Here is a 22,412-nt window from a genome sequence, read left to right on the forward strand (position 1 = left end):
CACAGTGCCAGCGTCGTTCGCAGGATTCATGCACGGCGCGAGCGCTTGTGGGAGCCGGATTTATCCGCGAATAGGCCCTTGAGTCCTACGTGGAGCCGGAGCGGCCTGGTGTCAGAACAGGAAGTAGCGCTGCGCCATCGGCAGCACCTCCGCCGGCTCGCACCACAGCAGCACGCCATCGGCCTTGACCTGGTAGGTCTGTGGGTCGACTTCGATCTCGGGTAGGTAATCGTTGTGGATCAGGTCGGTCTTCTGCACGTCGCGACAGCCCTTGACCACGGCGATCCGCTTCTTCAATCCGAGTTGCTCGGGCAATCCCGCGTCCAGCGCCGCCTGGCTGATGAAGGTCAGGCTGGTGGCGTGCCGTGAACCGCCGAAACTGGCGAACATCGGTCGGTAGTGCACCGGCTGCGGCGTCGGGATCGAGGCATTGGCGTCACCCATCAGGCTGGCGGCAATCGCACCGCCCTTGAGGATCAGCGTCGGCTTGATGCCGAAGAAGGCCGGGCGCCAAAGCACCAGGTCAGCCCATTTGCCGACCTCGATCGAGCCGACCTCGTGGCTGATGCCATGGGTGATCGCCGGGTTGATGGTGTACTTGGCGATGTAGCGCTTGACCCGGAAGTTGCTGTTGCCTTCACCGTCACCCGGCAGCGGTCCACGCTGCTTCTTCATCTTGTCGGCGGTCTGCCAGGTGCGGGTGATCACCTCGCCAACCCGGCCCATGGCCTGGCTGTCGGAGCTGATCATCGAGAAGGCGCCAAGGTCGTGCAGGATGTCCTCGGCGGCGATGGTCTCGCGGCGGATGCGGCTCTCGGCGAAGGCCACGTCCTCGGCGATGCTCGGGTCGAGGTGGTGGCAGACCATCAGCATGTCCAGGTGTTCGTCGATGGTGTTGCGGGTGAAGGGCCGGGTCGGGTTGGTCGAGCTCGGCAGGACGTTGGCGAAGCCGCAGGCCTTGATGATGTCCGGCGCATGGCCGCCACCGGCACCCTCGGTGTGGTAGGTGTGGATGGTGCGGCCCTTGAACGCGCCCAGGGTGGTTTCGACGAAGCCGGACTCGTTGAGGGTGTCGGTGTGGATCGCCACCTGCACGTCGTACTGGTCGGCCACGCCCAGGCAGTTGTCGATCGACGCCGGGGTGGTGCCCCAGTCCTCGTGGAGCTTGAGGCCGATGGCGCCGGCCTTGACCTGCTCGACCAGCGGCTCCGGCAGGCTGGCGTTGCCCTTGCCGGTCAGGCCGATGTTCATCGGGAAGGCGTCGGCGGCCTGGAGCATGCGCGCCAGGTGCCAGGGGCCGGAGGTGCAGGTGGTGGCGTTGCTGCCGGTGGCCGGGCCGGTGCCGCCACCGATCATGGTGGTGACGCCGCTCATCAGTGCCTCCTCGATCTGCTGTGGGCAGATGAAGTGGATGTGGGTGTCGATACCGCCGGCGGTGAGGATCATGCCTTCACCGGCGATCACTTCGGTACTGGCGCCGATGGCGATGGTCACGTCGGGCTGGATGTCCGGGTTGCCGGCCTTGCCGATGGCGGCGATGCGACCGTCCTTGAGGCCGACGTCGGCCTTGACGATGCCCCAGTGGTCGATGATCAGGGCATTGGTGATCAGGGTGTCGACCACTTCGGCTGCCAGCAGTTGGCCCTGGCCCATGCCGTCGCGGATCACCTTGCCGCCGCCGAACTTCACTTCCTCGCCGTAGGTGGTGAAGTCCTGCTCCACTTCGATCCACAGTTCGGTGTCCGCCAGGCGGACCTTGTCGCCGACGGTGGGGCCGAACATGTCGGCGTAGGCTTGTCTGGAAATCTTCATTGGGTTTCCCTGAGCGCAAAATGTCTAGTGGGGCGAGGGGGCTTGCCCCCGTTGGGGCGCGCAGCGCCCCTAAAAGCCGCCACCTCGTTCTATCAAATACAATGCGTTCTATGATTCGACGACTGCTTCGCAGCCGAACGGGGGGCAAGCCCCCTCGCCACCATGAACAGTGTCAATCAAGGTTGCCCATGACCCTGCCGGCGAAACCGAATACCCGGCGCAGGCCGGCGAGTTCCACCAGCTCGACCTCGCGGCTCTGTCCGGGTTCGAAGCGCACCGCGGTGCCGGCCGGGATGTTCAGGCGCATGCCACGGCTGGCGGCACGGTCGAAGCTCAGTGCGTCGTTGGTTTCGAAGAAGTGGTAGTGGGAGCCGACCTGGATTGGCCGGTCGCCACTGTTGGCCACGCTCAGGCTGACGGTGCGGCGACCGGCATTGAGCTCGATGTCGCCAGGCTGGATCTGATATTCACCAGGAATCATTCGGGTCGTCCCAGGGTCTTGAAGTAAATGGCGGTTGGGTGGTGCTGCCCATCGGGCGTGGTGCAGTAGTCCGGCAGTTCGCCGACCCGGTGGTAGCCGAGGGCGCGGTAGAAGGCTTCGGCATCGGAGCCGGCCTGGGTGTCGAGGTACAGCAGGCCGCGGCGCTGCTCGCGGGCCGCCTGTTCCACGGCCTGCATCAGTTGCTGGCCCAGGCCATGACGGCGCGCCTCGCCGCGCACCAGCAGCTTCTGCACTTCGGCGCGGTTCAGGCCGTTGGGTTTCTGGCACAACTGCAGTTGCACGCTGGCCAGTACCCGTTCATCGCGGACCACCACCCAGAGCAGCAGGCCGCCGTTGTCCAGGGCCGCCTGCACGCCGTCGAAATAGGCACGCGCCTGGCCTGCGTCGAGGTCGGCCATGAAGCCTACCGAGGCTCCGTGCTCAACGGCGTCGAGCAACAGTTCGATCAGCCCCTGGCGGTAATGCGCAAAGCTTTCGTGGGTGACGCGACGCAGTTGGGCGGCGTTCATCGGCTTACTCCTTGGCGATGACGGGCGGCAGGGCGCCCGGGTTCAGGCACAGTTGCATGAAGGTCAGGTCCAGCCAGCGGCCGAACTTCACGCCCACCTGGGGCATCTGCCCGGTGGTGACGAAGCCCTGGCGCTCATGCAGGCGAATGGAGGCATCGTTCCCGCTTTCGATGGCGGCGACCATGACGTGTTTGCCACAGCTCCTGGCGCGTTCGACCAGGGCACTCATCAGCCTGGGTCCCAGGCCGTTGCCGCGCTGGTCGTTGCGCACGTACACCGAATGCTCGACGGTGTGGCGAAACCCCTCGAAGGGCCGCCAGTCGCCAAAGGAAGCGTAGCCGAGCACGCTGTCGGCGTTGTCGACGATCACCAGGATCGGGTAGCCCTGCGCCTGGCGGGCGCTGAACCAGGCCTGGCGGTTGCCCAGGTCCACCGGTTGCTCGTTCCAGATCGCCGTGGTGTTGAGCACCGCGTCGTTGTAGATGTCGCGAATGGCCGGCAGGTCGGCATGCAGGGCGTCGCGGATGACATAAGACATGAACGGCCTCAGGCGATCGGTTGGTGGACGGTGACCAGCTTGGTGCCGTCGGGGAAGGTCGCCTCGACCTGGATTTCCGGGATCATTTCCGGGATACCTTCCATCACCTGGTCGCGGCTGAGCAGGGTCGTGCCGTAGTGCATCAGCTCGGCCACGGTCTGGCCGTCGCGGGCCCCTTCGAGCAGGGCGGCCGAGATGTAGGCCATGGCTTCCGGATAATTGAGTTTCACCCCGCGGGCCAGGCGTCGTTCGGCGACCAGGCCGGCGGTGAAAATCAGCAGTTTGTCTTTTTCGCGGGGAGTCAGGTCCATGGTTCACAGATCCATTGGCAGGCAGTTGAAAGGCGCAAGTCGAAGCAGGGTGTCATGTATTCCAGATCCTTGGCGGCACGGCCTCGCGGCCCAGCAGCGCCGGGCGTAGCAACTGCCACAGGGCGATCAGCCAGGCCCGGGCGTGCAGGGCCTGTCCGGCCAGGCAGCGCGCTACCAGCAGACCTGGCAGCTGGCTGAGGTCGCCGCGCACCGGCGTCGGCAGGTTGCGGCAACGTTCGAGCAGGTCGCTGTCGATTTCGCCGGTGACCAGCAAGGTGGCGAAGACCGGCTGGCCGTCGAGCCCGATCGGCGAGTCCAGCAGGCCGTCGTTGCCGAGGATGCGCTGGCGCTCGTGCCAGAGCGGCTTGCCATCGCGGCGGATATCCAGGTGCGACTGGAAGTGCCCCAGGTCGAAGCGTTCGCCACTGGCCGGCCGGCCCAGGGCGACCATGTCCCAATAGAACAGCCGGGCATCGCCCTCCAGTTCGACCAGGGTCTCCAGCTCGGCCTGGGCCGCGCTGAACACGATGGTTTCCTGGGGCAGCCATTCCAGGGTGGCGCCGGCACCGACCCGCAGCCGCAGGCTCTGGTAGGCGGGGCCGTTGGCGCGATACCACTTGGCGGCGCCGGGGCTGGTCAACTGCGCCCAGGCATCGCGTTCGACGCTGGCACTGATGTCCAGCCGGTCGCCGCCGGCGATCCCGCCAGGCGGGTGGACGATGATGTGCTGGCAGATTTCCGGGCCTTCGGCGTACAGGTGCTTCTGCACCCGCAGCGGGCCCAGGTGGCGACGGCGGACCGGGCGGGTGGTGTCGCCGAAACGTGCGTAGCCCAGCTCCAGCTCGGCGTGCCAGCTGGGTGTGAACAGGGCGTTGTTGGCAGATGAAGTCATGATGATCGATTATTGTCCGGACGCTACAGGTTAGATCGTAACCAACCCGCGTACACCCTCGGTTTCCATATTTTCTCCGCGCCCCTGCTGGATGATCTCGCCCCGGGACATCACCAGGTACTGGTCGGCCAACTCGGCGGCAAAGTCGTAGAACTGTTCCACCAGCAGGATCGCCATGTCGCCGCGGGCCGCCAGTTTGCGGATCACGGCGCCGATCTCCTTGATCACCGATGGCTGGATACCCTCGGTCGGTTCATCGAGGATCAGCAGCCGTGGACGGCTCGCCAGTGCCCGGCCGATCGCCAACTGTTGCTGCTGGCCGCCGGAGAGGTCGCCGCCGCGCCGGTGTTTCATCTGCTGCAGGACCGGGAACAGTTCATAGATGAACCCCGGGACTTCCCGGGCCTGCGAGGCGGGAAAGCGCGACAGGCCCATCAGCAGGTTTTCCTCCACGGTCAGCCGGCCGAAGATCTCCCGGCCCTGGGGCACGTAGGCGATCCCGGCATGCACCCGCTGGTGCGGCTTGAAGCCGGTGATGGCGTTGCCCTCCCAGTTGACGCTGCCTTCGCGGGTGGGCAGCAGGCCCATCAGGCACTTGAGCAGGGTGGTCTTGCCCACGCCGTTGCGTCCGAGCAGGCAGGTGATTTCACCGATTTTCACATCGAACGACAGGCCGCGCAGGATGTGGCTACCGCCGTAGTATTGGTGCAGCGTGTCGACTTGCAGCATGCTCAGTTTCCCCACTCTGTCTTGTCTTGCATCGCCCCTTGTAGGCGCGTGGCTTGCCCGCGAACCTTTTAGCGATCGTCAGGACGCCTTCGCGGGCAAGCCCGGCTCCTACAGGGGCGCGTCGTGTCAGCGGCCGAGGTAGACCTCGATGACGCGCTCGTTTTCCTGCACCTGTGCCAGCGAGCCTTCGGCCAGCACACTGCCCTGGTGCAGCACGGTCACGTGGTCGGCGATCGAGCCGACGAAGCCCATGTCGTGCTCGACCACCATCAGCGAATGCTTGCCGGCCAGGCTCTTGAACAGCTCGGCGGTGAACTCGGTCTCGGCATCGGTCATGCCGGCCACCGGCTCGTCGAGCAGCAGCAACTGCGGGTCCTGCATCAGCAACATGCCGATTTCCAGGAACTGCTTCTGGCCGTGCGACAAAAGCCCGGCCGGGCGGTTGACCGAAGCCGTCAGGCGAATGGTCTCCAGGACCTGGGCGATCGCGTCCCGCTGCTCGCCCGTCAGGCGCGCGCGCAGGCTGGCCCAGACCGACTTGTCGGTCTTCTGCGCCAGCTCCAGGTTCTCGAACACACTCAGGGCCTCGAATACCGTGGGCTTCTGGAACTTGCGACCGATCCCGGCCTGGGCGATCCGCACTTCGCTCATCTGCGTCAGGTCCAGGGTTTCGCCGAACCAGGCCTTGCCCTGGCCGGGCCGGGTCTTGCCGGTGATCACGTCCATCAGGGTGGTCTTGCCGGCACCGTTGGGACCGATGATGCAGCGCAGTTCGCCGACGCCGATGTACAGGTTGAGGTCGTTCAGCGCCTTGAAACCATCGAAGCTGACGCTGATGTCTTCCAGCGTCAGGATGGTGCCGTGGCGGGTGTTGAGCCCCTTGCCGGCAGCCTGGCCGAGACCGATGGCGTCGCGGCCGCTGCCGGCATCGAGGGCGGTCGGTTCGAGCATGAACTCGGCGGTCGGTGTGATTCTCATGCCTCACCCCTTTTCTTCAACAGGCCGATCACACCCTTGGGCAGGTACAGGGTGACGACGATGAACAGCGCTCCGAGGAAGAACAGCCAGTACTCCGGGAAGGCCACGGTGAACCAGCTCTTCATGCCGTTGACCAGGCCGGCGCCGAGCAACGGGCCGACCAGCGTGCCGCGCCCGCCGAGGGCAACCCAGACGGCGGCCTCGATGGAGTTGGTCGGTGACATCTCGCTGGGGTTGATGATCCCCACTTGGGGGACGTACAGCGCGCCGGCCAGGCCGCACAGCACCGCACTCAGGACCCAGACGAACAGCTTGAAGCCGCGCGGGTCGTAGCCGCAGAACATCAGCCGGTTCTCCGCATCGCGCAAGGCGGTCAGCACCCGGCCGAACTTGCTGCGCGCCAGTCGCCAGCCGCTGTACAGGCTGGCCAGCAACAGCAATACGGTGGCCAGGAACAGCGCGGCGCGGGTGCCCGGTTCGGTGATGCCGAAACCGAGGATACTGCGGAAGTTGGTAAAGCCGTTGTTGCCGCCGAAGCCGGTCTCGTTGCGAAAGAACAGCAGCATCGCGGCGAAGGTCAGGGCCTGGGTCATGATCGAGAAATACACGCCCTTGATCCGCGAACGGAAGGCGAAGAAGCCGAACACCAGCGCCAGCAGTCCCGGTGCCAGCACCACCAGGCACAAGGCCCAGAGGAAGTGGTTGGTGCCGGTCCAGTACCAGGGCAGTTCGCTCCACGACAGGAAGGTCATGAACGCCGGCAACTGGTCGCCGGAGGCTTCGCGCATCAGGTACATGCCCATGGCGTAGCCGCCCAGGGCGAAGAACAGGCCGTGTCCCAGGGACAACAGCCCGGCGTAGCCCCAGACCAGGTCGAGGGCCAGGGCGACGATGGCATAGCAGAGAATCTTGCCCACCAGGGTCAGGGTGTAGGCCGAAACCTGCAGCGGGCTCTGCGCCGGCAGCAATGACAGCAGCGGCAATGCCAGCAACAGGACCAGGAGCAGGCCGCCGATGACGATGGTCAGGCGCGGGCCGGCCTTTTGTGTGGCGCTCAACAGCAGGGGCTGGTTCATCAGTCGATCACCCGTCCTTTCAGTGCGAAGAGCCCTTGCGGACGTTTCTGGATAAACAGAATGATCAGCGCGAGGATCAGGATCTTGCCCAGCACCGCGCCGATCTGTGGTTCGAGGATCTTGTTGGCGACCCCCAGGCCGAACGCGGCGGTGACGCTGCCGGCCAGCTGACCGACGCCACCGAGCACCACCACCAGGAACGAGTCGATGATGTAGCTCTGGCCGAGGTCGGGGCCGACGTTGCCGATCTGGCTCAGGGCCACGCCGCCTAGGCCGGCGATGCCCGAGCCGAGGCCGAAGGCGAGCATGTCCACGCGGCCGGTGGGCACGCCGCAGCAGGCGGCCATGTTGCGGTTCTGGGTGACGGCGCGCACGTTGAGGCCGAGGCGGGTGCGGTTCAGCAGCAGCCAGGTGAGCACCACCACGAACAGTGCGAAGGCAATGATCACCAGGCGGCTGTAGGGCAGCACGAGGTTGGGCAGGACCTGGACTCCGCCGGACAGCCAGCTCGGGTTGGCGACCTCCACGTTCTGTGCACCGAACAACAGGCGTATCAACTGGATCAGCATCAGGCTGATGCCCCAGGTGGCGAGCAGGGTTTCCAGCGGCCGGCCGTAGAGGTGGCGGATCACCGTGCGCTCAAGGGCCATGCCGAGGCTCGCGGTGACGAAGAACGCCACCGGCAGCGCCAGCAGCGGGTAGTAGTCGAGGGCCTGCGGCATGAAACGCTGGAACAGCAGTTGCACCCCGTAGGTGGCGTAGGCCCCGATCATCAGCATCTCGCCGTGAGCCATGTTGATCACCCCGAGCAGGCCGAAGGTGATCGCCAGGCCCAGGGCCGCCAGCAGCAGGATCGAGCCCAGCGACAGGCCACTGAAGGCCTGGCCGAGCATTTCGCCCAGCATCAGCTTGCGCTTGACCTGGGCCAGGCTGGTCTCGACGGCGGTGTGCACATTGGCATCGGTTTCGACGCCGGGCTGCAGCAGGTCCTCGAGGCGGGTGCGGGCCAGCGGGTCGCCGCTGGCGCCGAGCAGACGCACGGCGGCCAGGCGTACGCCGGGATCCGGGTCGACCAGTTGCAGGTTGGCCAGGGCCAGGCTCAGGGCAGCGTGCACGTCGGCGTTGGTTTCCCCGGCCAGTTGCCGGTCGAGGAAGGGCTGTTGCGCGGGTTTGGCGCTTTTCTGGAGTTGCAGGGCGGCGGCAAGGCGCACCTTGGCATCGGCGGCGAGCAGTTGCTGGCTGGCGACGGCGGTGTCGATCAGGCCGCGCAGGCGGTTGTTCAGGCGCAGGGTCCTGGTTTCGCCGTTGAGCGTCAGTTGGCCGCTGTGCAGGGCGTCGATCAGTTCGATGCGCTCAGGCGCGGGGTGCGCGGCCCAGCCTTCCAGCAGGGCCGCCTGTTGGTTGGGGGAAGCGGCGACGAAGTCTTCGGCATCGCCGGCCTGGGCGGCCATCGGTAACAACAGCGCGAGGGCGAAAACGAAGAAAAGACGATGAAGGACAGTGGGCATATCAATGGCCTTGCGCATGGAAAACACGAACTGGAGGTGGTCGCAGTTCCTGTGGCGAGCGGGCATTTGTGGCGAGGGGGCTTGCCCCCGCTCGGCTGCGAAGCAGTCGTAAAGTCAGAGTGCTCGGTCTGTCTGCGACACCGAGTTCTCCGGCTTTAGGGCCGCTTCGCAGCCCAACGGGGGCAAGCCCCCTCGCCACAGGGACCGGCCCGCTTTCGGCGGGCCGCCCCTCCACTCAGTTGCTCTTCACCGCGTAGTCAGGCTTCTTGTCGTTGCCCGGAATGAACGGACTCCACGGCTGGGCGCGGATCGGCCCTTCGGTCTGCCAGACCACGTTGAACTGGCCGTCCGGCTGGATCTCGCCGATCATCACCGGCTTGTGCAGGTGGTGATTGGTCTTGTCCATGGTCAGGGTGTAGCCCGACGGCGCGGCGAAGGTCTGGCCGGCCAGGGCTTCGCGGACCTTGTCGACATCGGTCGACTTGGCCTTTTCCACCGCCTGGGCCCACATGTGGATGCCGACATAGGTGGCCTCCATCGGGTCGTTGGTCACCGCCTTGTCGGCGCCCGGCAGGTTTTTCTTCTTGGCGTAGGCCTTCCAGTCGGCGACGAACTTCTGGTTCACCGGGTTGTTCACCGACTCGAAGTAGTTCCAGGCCGCGAGGTTGCCCACCAACGGCTTGGTGTCGATGCCGCGCAGTTCTTCCTCGCCGACGGAGAATGCCACCACCGGTACGTCGGTGGCCTTCAGGCCCTGGTTCGCCAGTTCCTTGTAGAACGGCACGTTGGAGTCACCGTTGACGGTGGAGATCACCGCGGTCTTGCCGCCCGCGGAGAATTTCTTGATGTTGGCGACGATGGTCTGGTAGTCGGCATGGCCGAACGGGGTGTAGATCTCTTCGATATCCTTGTCCGCCACGCCCTTGGAATGCAGGAACGCACGCAGGATCTTGTTGGTGGTGCGTGGGTAGACGTAGTCGGTACCGAGCAGGAAGAAGCGCTTGGCGCTGCCGCCGTCTTCGCTCATCAGGTACTCCACCGCCGGGATCGCCTGCTGGTTCGGCGCGGCGCCAGTGTAGAAGACGTTCGGCGACATCTCTTCGCCTTCATACTGCACCGGGTAGAACAGCAGGCCATTGAGTTCCTCGAACACTGGCAGCACCGATTTGCGCGACACTGAGGTCCAGCAGCCGAACACCACCGCGACCTTGTCCTGGGTCAGCAACTGGCGGCTCTTCTCGGCGAACAGCGGCCAGTTGGAGGCCGGATCGACCACTACCGGTTCGAGCATCTTGCCGTTGACCCCGCCCTTGGCGTTGATCTCGTCGATGGTCATCAGCGCCATGTCCTTGAGCGACGTCTCGGAGATTGCCATGGTGCCGGACAGCGAATGCAGGATGCCGACCTTGATGGTCTCGGCGGCTTCGACAGTCCAGGTCAGGCCCATGGCGGCAATCGATGCCGTCAGGGTGAAAGCCTTGATCAAACTACGACGCTTCATGGTGCGATCTCCAGGGTCTCAATTTTTTTGGGTTGGCAGATGCAGATGCTGAAGCGGGTTTTGCAAGGGCTGTGCCGAGTCGGGAAAAGGCCGGAACAGAGCGGTTTGGCGGGGGACTGGTCTGAACAGTCGCACCAGGTGGGGGCGGATTGAGCGGTGTGGTGCGCGCGAAGCGCCAGGTTGGTGCTCGGGTCGTTATCGCGTGGTGTTCATCGCCAGCAAGCGGAGCGCCGCCCGGTCGTCTCCCATAAACAGGTGCCGAGCCCTTCGCGGATAGACCGGGGCGCCGGACCGCCGAAGGCGGCCAGCATTTGACCGCTCATCGTTGATGAATCCAAGACAGTTGGCTCACACAAGGTTCTAGCCGGACGCGGTCACTGTGGGTGACGGCCGGGCGGCGCTCCGCTTGCTGGCGATAGCGCCCTTACCGCCGCCGCATCAATCCGATGAAGAACAGGCCGCCGATGGCGGCGGTGGCCACGCCGATCGGCAGGTCTTCCGGGGCGATGAGGGTGCGCGCCGCGACGTCGACCCAGATCAGGAACAGGCTGCCGAGCAGCGCCGATACCGGCAGCAGCCGGCGGTGTTCGGCACCGACCAGGTAGCGGGCGATGTGCGGCACCATCAGACCGACGAAACCGATCGAGCCGCTGATGGACACCAGCACGCCGGTCATCAGCGAGGCGATCAGGAAGACCCTGAGGCGTACATTGCGTGCATTCAGGCCGAGGGTCACGGCGGTTTGTTCGCCGGCCATCAGCGCGTTCAGCGAACGGGCCATGCCCAGCAGCAGGAGCAGCCCGCAGAGCACGCTGAGCGTTGGTATCGTCAGCAGCTCCCAACGCGCCAGGCCGAGGCCGCCAAGCATCCAGAACATCACTGCCGAGCTGGCCCGGTGGTCACCGAGAAACAGCAGCAGGTTGGCCAGCGCCATCATCACGAAGGACACCGCCACCCCGCACAGCAGCAGGCGCTCGCTGTCCAGCCGACCGTTGCGGCTGGCGATGGCGAGCACCGCGAGCATGCTGCCCAGGGCGCCGATGAAGGCGGCCATGGGCAAGGTCAGCAGGCCGGCGATTTCCCCCACGTGCAGCACCACGATCACCGCGCCGAGCGTGGCCCCGGACGTGACACCGAGCAGGTGCGGGTCGGCCAGCGGATTGCGGGTCACCGCCTGCAGTACCGCGCCGATCAGCGCCAGGCCGGCACCGACCAGCGCGCCCAACAGCATGCGCGGAACACGGATCAGCCAGACGATGTGTTCCTGGCCGGGGTTCCAGTCCACCGTCCCGCTGCCCAGCAGCTTGTAGGCGAGGATGCGCCATACCAGGTCCACCGGCAGCCGTGCCGGGCCGAAGCCCAGCGACACCACGCAGGACGCAAGCAACAGTGTGCCGAGCGCGACCAGCAGCAGGGGATAGCGGCGGCTCATCATTGTGGGTGGAACGCCTTGGCCAGGGTTTCGATGGCCTGGACGTTATCGATGCCCGGCGTCGCCTCGGCGTAGGGGATGACCACGAAGCGCTTGTTGCGGATCGCATCCACCGACTGCAGGGCCGGATGGGTTTCCAGGAAGTGCTGTTTCTGTTCGGCGGTGATTTCGCTGTAGTCGACGATGACGATCACCTGCGGGTTCTTCTCCACTACGCTTTCCCAGTTGACGCGGGTCCAGCTGGCCTCGACGTCATCGAGCACGTTGCGCCCGCCGGCTGCCTCGATCAGTGCCTGGGGCATGGCCAGGCGACCGGAAGTCATGGCGCGATCCTCGCCGCTGTCGTAGAGAAACACCCGCGGGCGCTCGGCCGGCAGGTTTTTCTGCACCGCGGCAACCCGCGCCTGCATCTGCGCGATCAGCGCCTCGGCGCGGTCCTGCACGTCGAAGATCCGGCCGAGGTTGCGCAGGTCGTTGTAGGTGTCGTCGAGGCTGGCGCCCGGGCGCTTCATCACGAAGGCGCAGGACTCGGTCAGCTCGTAGACGTTGATGCCCAGCGATGCCAGGGTCTGTGGCGTGAGGTCGCCACCGACGCGCATGCCGTAGTCCCAGCCGGCGAAGAAGAAGTCGACATTGGCGTTGAGCAGGGTTTCCACCGACGGGTACTTGGCCGCCAGCTCCGGCAGGCCGTCGAGGGTCCGGGCCATTTGCGCGGTGACCGACTTCCAGCCGCTGATGCCGCTGTAGCCGGCCATGCGCGGTTTCAGGCCGAGGGCTAGCATCATCTGGGTCATGTTGATGTCGTGGCTGAGCGCGTGGCGGGGGGCTTCCTTGAAGGTCACCTCGCGATTGCAGCTCTGGACGGTCAACGGGTAGTGCGTCGGCTCGGCCAGGCTGGTCATGCAGACGAGCAGGGAACCGAGGCAGAGTGTCAGGCGCAGTGGCTTCATGGTTGGGTTATCCAGGTGATTCGTGGGTAGCCACCGAGCGGGTGGGCATCGACCAGCGCTTCGACGCCGAACACCTCGCGCAACAGCTCGCCGGTGAGCACCGCCTGCGGGGTGCCGCTGGCAACGATACGACCGTGGTCGAGCACGTACAGGCGGTCGCAGAAGGCGGCGGCGAGGTTGAGGTCGTGGATGCTGGCGAGGGTGCCGATGTTCAGGCGCTTGACCCGCGTCAGCAGTTCCAGTTGATAACGTGGGTCGAGGTGGTTGGTCGGTTCGTCGAGGATCAGCAACTGCGGTTGCTGGGCCAGGGCACGCGCAAGGATCACCCGCTGCTTCTCGCCACCGGACAGGGTGGCGAAGGCATGCTCCTCGAACCCCAGCATGCCGACCGATGCCAGGGCCTGGTGGATCAGTTGGCGGTCGTGTCCGGTTTCACCGTCGAACAGCCTCTTGTGTGGCGTGCGGCCCATGGCGACCACTTCGTCGACGGTCAGGCCGAAGGCGTCGGGAAACTCCTGCAGGACCACGGCGATGCGCTGGGCGCACCAGCGTGGCGACTGCTTCCAGACGTTCTGGTGTTCCAGCAGGACTTCGCCGCTTTCCGGCTGGCTGAAGCGATAGGCGCACTTGAGCAGGCTGGTCTTGCCGCTGCCGTTGGGCCCGATCAGGCCGACGAACTCACCCGCCGCCACCTGCAGGGTGGCGTCACGCAGTTGGAACTGGTGATGGCAGTGGCCCTGGCCCAGGGGTGTCCAGGCCAGATTGGCGAGGGTCAGCGAGGTCATTGCGTGCTCATTGGTTTATCTGTTTTACAACCTGGTTGGGAAACGGATGGCCGTCTTGGGCAGGGCTTGGAGCTTCGTTCCAATTTGAGCCAGGGTTTTAATCTGAATCTGAATCTGAATCTGAATCTGAATCTGAATCTGAATCTGAATCTGAATCTGAAACCTGAAACCTGAAACCTGAAACCTGAAACCTGAAACCTGAAACCTGAAACCTGAAACCTGAGATCTGGGATCTGGGATCTGGGATCTGGGATCTGAAATCTGAAATCTGAAATTTGAGCCTGAAATCTGAACCTGTGGCGAGCGGGCTTGCCCGCGCTGGGACGCAACGCGTCCCTGAACCCGGCCAATGCGCTCCATCAGGTAGAGCGCGTTGGCCGAGTTTACGGCCGCTTCGCAGCCGAGCGCGGGCAAGCCCGCTCGCCACAGAGTCCCAGTTCAGCTCAAGAGCTCCACAGAGTCCCAGTTCAGCTCAAGAACTCCACAGCGTTCCAGTTCAGCTCAAGAACTCCACAGAGTCCCAGTTCAGCCCAGGAACGCCAAGGCCCCTGCCCAAGAGCTCCACCGTGTCACGGTCAAAAGGTGTAGTCCGCGGTCACGAAGAACGAACGGGGCTGCCCCAGGATCCATTGCTGGCCGTCATTGTATTGGCTTTGCGCGTACTGGCGGTCGAACAGATTGTTCAGTTGCAGGCCCAGCGTGGTGTTGCGCAGGGCCTTCCATGAGACATTGGCGTCGACCACGGTGTAGCTCGGCAGTTCGGCGGTGTTGGCCAGGTCGGCATAGCGGGCATCGACATAACGCACGCCGGCACCGGCCTTCACATCCTCCGTAATTGCCTTGCTCAACCACAGGTTGGCGGTACGCCGGGGCACATCCACCGGGCGGTTGCCATCGCGGGACACGTAGGCACCGTTGACCTCCTGCTGAAAATCGTCGTACTGCGCCCGAACAATCGCGGCGTTGGCCTGCAACTGCCAGTCGTGGGCCAGTTTTAGGTCGAGGCTGGCTTCCAGGCCGTCGGACGACTGTTGGCCGACCTGCAGCTTGTTCTGGGTATTGCTCGGATCGTCCGTCAGCAGCTTTTTCTTGACGATGTGATAGGCCGCCAGGGTCCACTCGCCGCGCTGGTCCCAGAACATCTGCTTGAGACCGACTTCGGTCTGCTTCGCGGTGGACAGGTCGTACTGCTGCTGGCTCTGGTTCAGGGAAATCAGGCCACCGACACCGTCGGTGCTGGTGGCGTACTGGCCATAGAGCGAGGTGTCGGCGGTCATGGCGTAGACCAGGCCGACTTTCCAGTTGCTGCCGACCAGACTCTTGTCGCTATCGTTTCCTTCGACCAGCTCATCACGATCGATGTGCACGAAGTCGCGACGCACACCGGTCACCAGCGACCACTGCTCATTCAGTCGGGTACGGTTTTCGGCGAAGACCGAGAACTGGCGCGTGGTGCTCTTGAACTGGTCGCGGTAGGGGCTGGCGCTGTCGAAGATGCCCGGTGTCGGGTGCTCGATATCGATCGGTTGGCCAGCTGGCAGCAAGTCCTCGAACGGCGAGTTGCTGGCGAGCTTGAAGCGGATACGGTTGAAGTCCACCCCGGTCAGGGTCTGGCTGTCGAGGCCGAAGAGGCTGTGCTTGAAGGTGAAGGTCTGGCGATCGCCGACCTGCTCCTGGTTGTGGCCGATGCCGAAGAAGCCGTTCCTGAGCAGCTGCTGGCTGGCGCTGCTGAAATTGTAGTTCTCGGCGTTCTGCCAGCGGCGCTGGGCCTTGAGGTAATACAGCTCGTTGTTCGAGCTGACGTTATCGGAGATCTGCCATTCGGTGGTCAGGCGCGTCCACTGGTCGTTGTAGTGCTGGATGTTGTTGCCGACGTTGTAGTTCCGGTCGCGCAGGTGGCTCTGGTAATGGCCGTTGATCAGCGGCACGCCGAAATAGTTCATCGGCTGCTGGTCGCCATAATCATGGGCCAGGGTGAACACCAGGCTGTCGTTGGCCTGCCAGCGCAAGGCGGCACTGACGAAGTCGCTGGCGGAGTCGCCGCGATCGATCCAGCCGTTGCTGCGCAGGCGGTTGAGATTGATCCGGTAGCTCAGGCTGTCGCTCAGCGAGCCGCCGCTGTCGAAGGCCTGTTGCTGGCTGTCGTGAGAGCCGTAGCCGAGGCGCAGGTGGTTTTCGATCTCGCCGGTGAACGGCTTTTTCGGAACGGTGTTGATCACCGCGCCGGTGGCGCCTTCGCCATACAGCACCGAGGCCGGGCCGCGCAGCACATCCACGCGCTCCACCGACCAGGTGTCCACCGGGAAGGTCACGGTGCCCATGCCGGTGTACATCCGGTTGCCATCGTACAGTTGCATCACCGAGCTCTGGCCGGTGAAGCCACGAGCCTGCAGCGAGGTACCACCGTCGCCCGGGGTGCCGGTGCGACTGATCCCGGTGCTGCGCGAGACCGCGTCCTGCACGCTGGCGTCAGCGCGTTCGCGAATCCGTTCGCCGGTCAGGCTCTCGGTGCTGGCGGGGGTTTCCAGGGCGCTCAGGCCCAGGCGCGAGCCCGCCGTGGTCGCGGTTTGCAGATCGACGCCGGTGTTGTCGATGGCGGGGGCGGTGATGGTGCCGGTGGGCAGGGTCAGTGTGGCATCCGCCTGGGCGTGGGTGAACGCCAGCAGGCAGAGGCCGGACACGAAATACTTGTTCATCAGGGTCGTGAGTCGCTTGTCTTCGGAGAGTCCCCGCGGCTTGTGGCCGCGGGCTGGGAGTCTTGCGATATTGTTATAATATAACAATATCGCCTGGCAAGGGGGATAAGCTGCAAAGTCTACAGATCCCTCTATCTTGCGCATCTCAGGCTCTTCAGGCAGAAGGTGAGGCCGGCTCATGTTGGCTTCCCAGGCGCGACAGCAGCAACCGGTCGAGCAGCCAGACCACGATCAGCGAAGCGCCCACCAACGGGAATGCAATCGCCAGGACCAGCATCACCCACATCGCGCTCTTCCAGCGAGGCAGGTCATGACGCAGCGGCGGCACCCCCAGGCGGCCCTGCGGACGGCGCTTCCACCACATGACCAGGCCACTGACCGAACCGAGCAGGATCATCAGGCAGATCAGCAGGATCACGATCTGGTTGATCGGCCCGAACAGTTTGCCCTCATGCAGCATCACTCCCATCTCGGTGGCCCGGGCGACGTTGCCATACTGCTGCCAGCGCACGTCGGCCAGGACCGTGCCGGTGTACTGGTCGACATGCAGGGTGGCGTCGTTGCGTGGGTCATCGGCGAACACGGCAAGGGTGAAGACACCTTCGGCGGTGGTCGGCAGGGTGATGCTGTAGCCGGGCTCGACCTGGCGCGCCGTGGCGATGTCGACCACCTGCTGCAGCGTGACACCCGGTGCCGCCGGGCCGGCCGAGGCGCCGCCGTGATGCATGTGCTCGGCATGGTCGCCGGAGATCGGCATCGGCGTGTTTTCCACGGCCCAGGGCACGGTCTGGCGCGCGGCGGTGTTCAGGCTGCGCGCCTCGACGTCGGACTTGGGCATGTTGTTCCACATCGGATCGGGGAATTTGTTCCAGACCTCGGCGTACTGCTTGCCCCAGAAGCCGGTCCAGGTCATGCCGCTGAGCAGCATCAACAGCAGCAGGAGCGAGCCCCAGAAACCGCTGACCGCATGCAGGTCGCGCCACAGCACCCGGCCCCGGGCGTTCAGCCGTGGCCAGAGCACGCCGCCCGAGGACCGGCCACGCGGCCACCAGAGGTAGACGCCGGACACCACCAGCATCACGCCCCAGCCGGCGGCCAGTTCCACCAGGCGATCGCCGACGGTGCCGATCATCAGTTCGCCATGCAGGGCACGGGCGACGGCCTGTAGGTTGAGCTTGGCATCCTGCTCGCCGAGCACGTTGCCGCGATAGGGGTCGATGAACACGTTGAGTTCACGACCGTCCCGGATCACCACGAACTGCGCGCTGCGCCCAGCCGTCGGCGGTGGCAGGTACTGCTTGATCCGTGCTTGTGGATAAGTGGCCTGGATCCGTTGCATCTGCTCATCGGCGCTGATCCGGTGGTGGCCGGGCTCGACCTGGAGCAGGTCGCCGTACATCAGTGGGTCGAGCTGTGGCTTGAACAGGTAGATGATCCCGGTCAGGGCCAGCAGGATCATGAACGGGGCGACGAACAGCCCGGCGTAGAAATGCCAGCGCCAGGCCAGGTTGTAGAAGGATATTTTCGGTTGGCTCATCGGGAGCGCTCCGCAAGGTTTGATTGTTCGAATGTCGGGTGTGCGCAATCCCTCTTCTATGGGCGCCGGCTTGCTGGCGATCCGCTGAAAGCGGCCACTCACCAGAGTCCATGGCGATACCGAGATCGCCAGCAGGCCGGCTCCCACAGAGGGGCGTTGGTGATGTTCTTTAGAAGGCCATGTCCACCTTGGTCCAGAAGGTCCGTCCCGGTTCGTTGATCGCCTGCGGGTCGTTGGCCGGGTAGCCGAAGCCGGCGTTGCCCGCCAGGTTCAGGTGTTCGGCGTAGGCCTTGTTGAACAGGTTGTCGACGCCCGTGCTGAGTTTCACGTGCTGGTTGATGCGGTACGCGCCGTTAAGGGAGAACACGCCGAACCCGGCACTCCTCGAGAAGTCCTTGCCGACCACGTTGCCCTTGTTCTGGTCGATGCGGTTCTGCGCCGCGACCACCCGCCACAAGGCTCCGGCACTCCAGTCATCCTCGCTGTAGGTCAGGCCGAAACGGCTGTCGAGCGGCGGAATCTGCGGCAGGGCCTTGCCGTCGCTGGTGTTCTTGCCCCAGGCATAGGCCAGGGCTGCGTCGGCTTTCCAGTTCGAGGTCAGTTGATAGGCTGCGCCGAGTTCGCCGCCCATGATCCGGGCGTCGACGTTCTGCGCCTGCGAGGTCATGCCCATCATGCCCGGCTGGTAGTTGAACAGGATGAAGTCGCGCACCTGGCCGATGTAGCCCGAGGCCCAGGCTTCCAGGTCGGCGCTCTTGTATTGCACGCCGAAGTCCAGTTGCGTGGTCTTCTCCGGCTTGATCGCATCGAAGGCATTGAGCGAGCCGCTTGGGCCGCTGTTGGGCGAGAACAGTTCCCAGTAGTCCGGGAAGCGCTCGGCATGGCCGAGGCCGGCATAGAGCGTGGTCGGCGTTTCGGCCAGGTCGTGCTCATAACGGACGAAACCGCTGGGTAGGGTATCGGCGCGGGTGTCGTTGGCCGTCGGGTTCGTCCGGGCGCTCATGCCGGAACCGAGGGTCTGTCGCAAGTCCCGGACCGAGGCCCGGTCCAGCCGCGCGCCGCTGATCAGGCGATCGCGCTCGGCGGCGTACCAGGTCAGTTCGCCGAATACCCCGTAGTTGTGGAAGTCGGCGTCCCTGGTCCGTGGCAGGTCCTTGTAGGTGTCGATGCCCATGCTGCTGCGCTGGCGGTGCTCGTTGGTCTGCGCGTCGAGCCCGCCGACCAGTTGCCAGTCGGTCCAGAGCCAGGTGGCCTTGATCCGCGCGCCGAGGGTCCGGCGGTCGACGTTGGAGGCCATGGGCCCGGCCATCATCCCGGTGCCGGACGGTTGGCGCAGCGTGTAGTTGTCCATCACATGGTCGGCGTAGTTGTAGTAGACCTGGGCCTCGAGCTTGTCCAGTACCTCGCCGATATTCGATTTCTCGAAGCGCAGGCCGAGGCTTTCCCGCTTGAACTGCGCGCCATCCATGCCGCGCCCGGCGTAGCGAGCCTCGCCGTCGCCCTTGCCGGCGGTGAGTTCCAGCAGGGTGTCGGCGTCCGGTGTCCAGCCGAGGGCGACATCACCGTTCCACTTGTCGTAGCGCGAGGGCACGGTGTCGTTGTGGCCGTCCCTGTAGTCATCGGCGTGGGCCTGGTTGCCGATCACCCGGATGTAGCCCAGCGGGCCACCTGCGGCGGCATCCACCAGCTTGTCGAAACGGCCGTTGGAGCCGGCCAGGACGCTGGCATTGATCCGGCTGCCGAGTTCGCCGAAGTGCTCCGGCTTGCGGTCGAACAGGATTGTCCCGGCGGAGGCGCCCGGGCCCCAGAGCACGGTTTGCGGGCCCTTGATCACGGTCAGCCTGTCGTAGGTTTCCGGCGAGATGTAGGAGGTCGGTGCGTCCATCCGGCCGGGGCAGGCGCCGAGCATCATGCTGCCGTTGGTAAGGATGTTCAGGCGCGAACCGAACATCCCGCGCAGCACCGGGTCGCCGTTGGTGCCGCCATTGCGTACCAGGGCGAAGCCGGGGATGGTCTTGAGGTAGTCGCCGCCATCGCTGGCGGGTACCGGCTGGCGTGGGTCCTTGGGGTTGGTGATGACCGTCAGCGGTGAACTGGGAGCGACGGCGGTGATCACGGTCGGGCCGAGTTCCCGGGCGTGTTGCTCAGGGTCGTCCGTAACGTCGGCGGCGAAGGCCGCGGGTGCCAGCAGTGCCGTGCACATCACTGCGGTGGCCTGTTGCAGGCTCAGGCGCAGCGCGTTCGGGACGAAAGGGCTTTTCGCCCGCGCGGCGCGCAGGCGAGTGTTTGCAGTGGACATAAGCGTTCCATCATTCAAGCGAATACAACACGGCCACCGCGCTGTCGCTACAGGGCGGTCGAGCCGGGTGTGAGAGAGGTCGTTGCTTGATGGCGGGCTGGCGGCGCGCGGGTGCGGGCGCCGGGGAAGATGCTCTGCCGGGCATGTCCCAGGCGGGTTTGGGAGTCGACCGCGGGGGCGGGTCGGGGGCCGTCGAGGGCGGCGAAACTCAGGCTCTGCGGCAGCGCCGGGCAACTGAACAGCAGGCTGCAATAGCCGCATTTTTCCCAGAGGGCATGGTGTTCGGCGTTACCGCCATGGTGCTCGCTGGCGTCTTGCCCGGCCTGTGCACCGTGGTGATCGGGCATGTCCATGGGCATTGGCATGTCCATGTTCATCGCCATCGACATGGCGTGCTGGTCCATCGGCATCGCCTGGGAAATCAGCGGACCGATAAAGATCATCAGCATGGCGAACAGACTCAGCCAACTGCCGCGTGCCTGGCTGCGGGAGTGGCTGGATCTGCTGCGGGAAGCGCGCATGGTATGCAGCGGGGCCGAGCGTTACTGGGCGTGCATGTGCATCTTGTCCTGGGCTGCGGCGGGCGGCTGCCGTTGCACCGAAACCTCGACGGTGACCGCGCCGGCCTTCTCGAAGTGCAGCGTCAGCGGGAAGTGCTTGCCGTCCTGCAGCAGGCTGCGGTCCTGAAGGTCGAGCAGCATCACGTGATAGGCCATGGGCGCGAACTTCACCTCACCCTGGGGCGGCACGGTGACGTCCGGTACCTGTTGCATCTTCATCAGGTTCGCCTGCATCACATGTTCGTGCAGCTCGGCCTTGCCGGCGATGGGGCTGTCGACGCCGGTCAGGCGATCGGCCACGCTGCCCTGGTTATGCAGCGTGAAGTAAGCCGCGACGGTGGGTGCATTGGGTGGCAGTTCCTGGGACCAGGGGTGGTCGATCCGCAAGTCGCCGGCCGTGAATTCGTGGGCATTGGCAAAACCGACGGGCAGCAGCAACGCGGCCAGAAGCAGGGCATTCTTGAGCATGGGGGTTCTCCATAACGATTCAAAACGCAAAGGGTTGCGAGTGCGAATCAGACCGCCGGAGAGGCTCGGGGATTGAGTGAGGGCCACTGCTGGCGTGGAGTCGGGGCGTCTACGTGACGAGCGGCCTGCAGTGGGCCGCTTTCGATCCGTGCAACCACCAGTTGCGGTACATGCCCTGGCAAGGCCACCAGTGGCGCGGAACCGGAGCAGCACCAGCAATGCTGCATGTTGGAGTGGTCATCACCCGGTGGTGCCTTCTGCTCCTGCTGGCCGATGACGGTAGCGACCAGTTTGGTGCCGCTGGCCGAGCAGAAACTGCCCCAGAGCAGTTGTTCGGTGGCGGAGCGATCCGACGCCGACGCCATGGTCCCGGAAATCGGCATGGCAAGCAGGTTGAACAGCACTGCAAGGCAGGCGATCCAGGTAGCTGCGGCGAGCCGTTGTCGGGACATGGAAGGGTTTCCGTCGGATGTTTCAAACCGGTGGGTTATTTAGCCTGAACGTCCTGCATAAGTAAAAGCACGGGCTGTGGTGAAAGGTCGCAATACGTTGCAGGTTCTCTATCGCCGTTGTTCGGGGAAGCTTAGCAGCAGTTGCTCATGCCGATTGCAGGGCGGTTGCCAAGGCGGCGAGTGTTTCCTCAAGCGTCTGGAACTCGCGGTCTACTGCGGGCAGCGGGGGACGCTTGAGGATCAGCACCGGCACCGAGCGTTCCCGGGCCACTTGCAGCTTGGGTTCGGTGGCGCCGCTACCGCTGTTCTTACTGATCAGCACGTCGATTGCCCGCTGTTCGAACAGGACCCGCTCGTCGTCCAGGTGAAAGGGGCCGCGGGCGCCGATCACTTCACAGCGCTCGTTGCCAGGGTAGGGGTCGAGGGCCCGCAGGGTCCAGAATTGCCCTTCGGGAATTTCGTCCAGGTGTTGCAACGGCTCGCGGCCGAGGGTGAACAGCGGTCGGCGGAACGGCCCGAGGGCTTCGACCAGTTCGGCCCAGTCCGTCACTTCCCGCCAGTCGTCGCCGGGTTCGGCCACCCACGCCGGACGGCGCAGGGCCCAGCAGGGAATGCCACTCGACTGCGCGGCCGCCGCCGCGTTGCGACTGATCTGCGCGGCGTAGGGATGGGTGGCGTCGAGCAGCAGTTCGATACCCTGTTCGCGGATGAACTGCGCGAGGCCTTCGGCGCCGCCGTAGCCGCCGACCCGCACCTGGCAACGCAGGTCCGTGGGGACCCGGCCGACGCCGGCCAGGCTGTAGATGTGCGGCGGCCCGAGCGTGCGGGCCAGCGCCAGGGCTTCGGTGACACCGCCCAGCAACAGCAGGCGCCTGAT

The 22,412-nt window shown here is 65.0% G+C and carries 21 protein-coding genes; all 21 read right to left on the reverse strand.

All coding sequences use genetic code 11. The features are described 5' to 3' along the window. Positions 1-111: 111 nt before the first annotated feature. The 21 genes from ureC to HU752_RS03975 all read right to left on the reverse strand — a co-directional run bounded on the left by ureC (position 112) and on the right by HU752_RS03975 (position 22,412). Complete coding sequence (gene ureC / locus HU752_RS03875; protein WP_186685653.1) at positions 112-1,812, reverse strand: urease subunit alpha; 1,701 nt, start codon at positions 1,810-1,812, stop codon at positions 112-114. Between the two features lie 172 nt (positions 1,813-1,984). After that, the gene (locus HU752_RS03880) at positions 1,985-2,293 is read right to left on the reverse strand and encodes an urease subunit beta (protein WP_186685662.1); all 309 of its coding nucleotides are present in this window, start codon (positions 2,291-2,293) and stop codon (positions 1,985-1,987) included. Next, positions 2,290-2,823, reverse strand: coding sequence for a GNAT family N-acetyltransferase (locus tag HU752_RS03885; RefSeq protein WP_186685664.1), 534 nt, complete (start codon positions 2,821-2,823; stop codon positions 2,290-2,292). Before HU752_RS03885 ends, HU752_RS03880 begins: the two co-directional genes overlap by 4 nt. A gap of 4 nt (positions 2,824-2,827) precedes the next feature. Then, on the reverse strand, positions 2,828-3,361 hold the full coding sequence (locus tag HU752_RS03890; RefSeq protein ID WP_186685665.1) for a GNAT family N-acetyltransferase: 534 nt from the start codon (positions 3,359-3,361) through the stop codon (positions 2,828-2,830). A gap of 8 nt (positions 3,362-3,369) precedes the next feature. Continuing rightward, the gene (gene ureA / locus HU752_RS03895) at positions 3,370-3,672 is read right to left on the reverse strand and encodes an urease subunit gamma (protein WP_117165508.1); all 303 of its coding nucleotides are present in this window, start codon (positions 3,670-3,672) and stop codon (positions 3,370-3,372) included. 52 nt (positions 3,673-3,724) lie between these two features. After that, positions 3,725-4,564, reverse strand: a complete 840-nt coding sequence (locus HU752_RS03900; RefSeq protein WP_186685667.1) for an urease accessory protein UreD — start codon at positions 4,562-4,564, stop codon at positions 3,725-3,727. A gap of 30 nt (positions 4,565-4,594) precedes the next feature. After that, complete coding sequence (urtE, locus tag HU752_RS03905; RefSeq protein WP_017904769.1) at positions 4,595-5,293, reverse strand: urea ABC transporter ATP-binding subunit UrtE; 699 nt, start codon at positions 5,291-5,293, stop codon at positions 4,595-4,597. A gap of 126 nt (positions 5,294-5,419) precedes the next feature. Then, a complete protein-coding gene (gene urtD, locus HU752_RS03910; RefSeq protein ID WP_186685676.1) occupies positions 5,420-6,271 on the reverse strand; it encodes an urea ABC transporter ATP-binding protein UrtD in 852 nt (283 codons plus the stop codon). After that, positions 6,268-7,347, reverse strand: a complete 1,080-nt coding sequence (urtC, locus tag HU752_RS03915) for an urea ABC transporter permease subunit UrtC (protein WP_017904771.1) — start codon at positions 7,345-7,347, stop codon at positions 6,268-6,270. Before urtC ends, urtD begins: the two co-directional genes overlap by 4 nt. Beyond that, positions 7,347-8,855 (reverse strand): urea ABC transporter permease subunit UrtB, encoded by a 1,509-nt coding sequence (urtB, locus tag HU752_RS03920; protein ID WP_186685678.1) that lies wholly within the window; start codon positions 8,853-8,855, stop codon positions 7,347-7,349. Before urtB ends, urtC begins: the two co-directional genes overlap by 1 nt. Before the next feature lie 235 nt (positions 8,856-9,090). Then, positions 9,091-10,356, reverse strand: a complete 1,266-nt coding sequence (gene urtA / locus HU752_RS03925) for an urea ABC transporter substrate-binding protein (RefSeq protein WP_186685680.1) — start codon at positions 10,354-10,356, stop codon at positions 9,091-9,093. Positions 10,357-10,780: 424 nt separating this feature from the next. Beyond that, positions 10,781-11,791: a FecCD family ABC transporter permease gene (locus tag HU752_RS03930; protein WP_186685682.1), complete on the reverse strand. Its 1,011-nt coding sequence runs from the start codon at positions 11,789-11,791 to the stop codon at positions 10,781-10,783. Next, positions 11,788-12,738, reverse strand: a complete 951-nt coding sequence (locus HU752_RS03935) for an ABC transporter substrate-binding protein (RefSeq protein ID WP_186685684.1) — start codon at positions 12,736-12,738, stop codon at positions 11,788-11,790. The genes HU752_RS03930 and HU752_RS03935 overlap by 4 nt, the downstream gene beginning before the upstream one ends. After that, positions 12,735-13,523, reverse strand: a complete 789-nt coding sequence (locus HU752_RS03940) for an ABC transporter ATP-binding protein (protein WP_186685693.1) — start codon at positions 13,521-13,523, stop codon at positions 12,735-12,737. The genes HU752_RS03935 and HU752_RS03940 overlap by 4 nt, the downstream gene beginning before the upstream one ends. A gap of 575 nt (positions 13,524-14,098) precedes the next feature. Further along, positions 14,099-16,219 (reverse strand): TonB-dependent receptor, encoded by a 2,121-nt coding sequence (locus tag HU752_RS03945; RefSeq protein WP_186685700.1) that lies wholly within the window; start codon positions 16,217-16,219, stop codon positions 14,099-14,101. A 154-nt stretch (positions 16,220-16,373) separates the two neighbouring features. Continuing rightward, positions 16,374-17,756 (reverse strand): PepSY-associated TM helix domain-containing protein, encoded by a 1,383-nt coding sequence (locus HU752_RS03950; RefSeq protein WP_186685703.1) that lies wholly within the window; start codon positions 17,754-17,756, stop codon positions 16,374-16,376. Between the two features lie 169 nt (positions 17,757-17,925). Further along, complete coding sequence (locus tag HU752_RS03955) at positions 17,926-20,055, reverse strand: TonB-dependent copper receptor (RefSeq protein WP_186685727.1); 2,130 nt, start codon at positions 20,053-20,055, stop codon at positions 17,926-17,928. Positions 20,056-20,102: 47 nt separating this feature from the next. Next, the gene (locus tag HU752_RS03960) at positions 20,103-20,576 is read right to left on the reverse strand and encodes a DUF2946 domain-containing protein (protein WP_186685729.1); all 474 of its coding nucleotides are present in this window, start codon (positions 20,574-20,576) and stop codon (positions 20,103-20,105) included. A gap of 21 nt (positions 20,577-20,597) precedes the next feature. Continuing rightward, on the reverse strand, positions 20,598-21,083 hold the full coding sequence (locus HU752_RS03965) for a copper chaperone PCu(A)C (RefSeq protein WP_186685731.1): 486 nt from the start codon (positions 21,081-21,083) through the stop codon (positions 20,598-20,600). Positions 21,084-21,130: 47 nt separating this feature from the next. Beyond that, on the reverse strand, positions 21,131-21,535 hold the full coding sequence (locus HU752_RS03970) for a DUF2946 domain-containing protein (protein ID WP_186685733.1): 405 nt from the start codon (positions 21,533-21,535) through the stop codon (positions 21,131-21,133). A 145-nt stretch (positions 21,536-21,680) separates the two neighbouring features. Next, on the reverse strand, positions 21,681-22,412 hold the full coding sequence (locus tag HU752_RS03975; RefSeq protein WP_437182352.1) for a cobalt-precorrin-6A reductase: 732 nt from the start codon (positions 22,410-22,412) through the stop codon (positions 21,681-21,683).

Source organism: Pseudomonas vanderleydeniana, from assembly GCF_014268755.2.
Lineage (GTDB): Bacteria > Pseudomonadota > Gammaproteobacteria > Pseudomonadales > Pseudomonadaceae > Aquipseudomonas > Aquipseudomonas vanderleydeniana.

Coding starts and splice junctions, on each gene's coding strand:
- urtE (WP_017904769.1), bottom strand. CDS start 5,293: ATGCTGCAAGTCGACACGCTGCACCAATACTACGGCGGTAGCCACATC.
- HU752_RS03930 (WP_186685682.1), bottom strand. CDS start 11,791: ATGATGAGCCGCCGCTATCCCCTGCTGCTGGTCGCGCTCGGCACACTG.
- HU752_RS03960 (WP_186685729.1), bottom strand. CDS start 20,576: ATGCGCGCTTCCCGCAGCAGATCCAGCCACTCCCGCAGCCAGGCACGC.
- HU752_RS03935 (WP_186685684.1), bottom strand. CDS start 12,738: ATGAAGCCACTGCGCCTGACACTCTGCCTCGGTTCCCTGCTCGTCTGC.
- HU752_RS03970 (WP_186685733.1), bottom strand. CDS start 21,535: ATGTCCCGACAACGGCTCGCCGCAGCTACCTGGATCGCCTGCCTTGCA.
- HU752_RS03880 (WP_186685662.1), bottom strand. CDS start 2,293: ATGATTCCTGGTGAATATCAGATCCAGCCTGGCGACATCGAGCTCAAT.
- ureC (WP_186685653.1), bottom strand. CDS start 1,812: ATGAAGATTTCCAGACAAGCCTACGCCGACATGTTCGGCCCCACCGTC.
- HU752_RS03950 (WP_186685703.1), bottom strand. CDS start 17,756: ATGAGCCAACCGAAAATATCCTTCTACAACCTGGCCTGGCGCTGGCAT.
- HU752_RS03945 (WP_186685700.1), bottom strand. CDS start 16,219: ATGAACAAGTATTTCGTGTCCGGCCTCTGCCTGCTGGCGTTCACCCAC.
- HU752_RS03885 (WP_186685664.1), bottom strand. CDS start 2,823: ATGAACGCCGCCCAACTGCGTCGCGTCACCCACGAAAGCTTTGCGCAT.
- urtC (WP_017904771.1), bottom strand. CDS start 7,347: ATGAACCAGCCCCTGCTGTTGAGCGCCACACAAAAGGCCGGCCCGCGC.
- HU752_RS03940 (WP_186685693.1), bottom strand. CDS start 13,523: ATGACCTCGCTGACCCTCGCCAATCTGGCCTGGACACCCCTGGGCCAG.
- urtD (WP_186685676.1), bottom strand. CDS start 6,271: ATGAGAATCACACCGACCGCCGAGTTCATGCTCGAACCGACCGCCCTC.
- HU752_RS03900 (WP_186685667.1), bottom strand. CDS start 4,564: ATGACTTCATCTGCCAACAACGCCCTGTTCACACCCAGCTGGCACGCC.
- HU752_RS03890 (WP_186685665.1), bottom strand. CDS start 3,361: ATGTCTTATGTCATCCGCGACGCCCTGCATGCCGACCTGCCGGCCATT.
- HU752_RS03965 (WP_186685731.1), bottom strand. CDS start 21,083: ATGCTCAAGAATGCCCTGCTTCTGGCCGCGTTGCTGCTGCCCGTCGGT.
- HU752_RS03955 (WP_186685727.1), bottom strand. CDS start 20,055: ATGTCCACTGCAAACACTCGCCTGCGCGCCGCGCGGGCGAAAAGCCCT.
- urtA (WP_186685680.1), bottom strand. CDS start 10,356: ATGAAGCGTCGTAGTTTGATCAAGGCTTTCACCCTGACGGCATCGATT.
- ureA (WP_117165508.1), bottom strand. CDS start 3,672: ATGGACCTGACTCCCCGCGAAAAAGACAAACTGCTGATTTTCACCGCC.
- urtB (WP_186685678.1), bottom strand. CDS start 8,855: ATGCCCACTGTCCTTCATCGTCTTTTCTTCGTTTTCGCCCTCGCGCTG.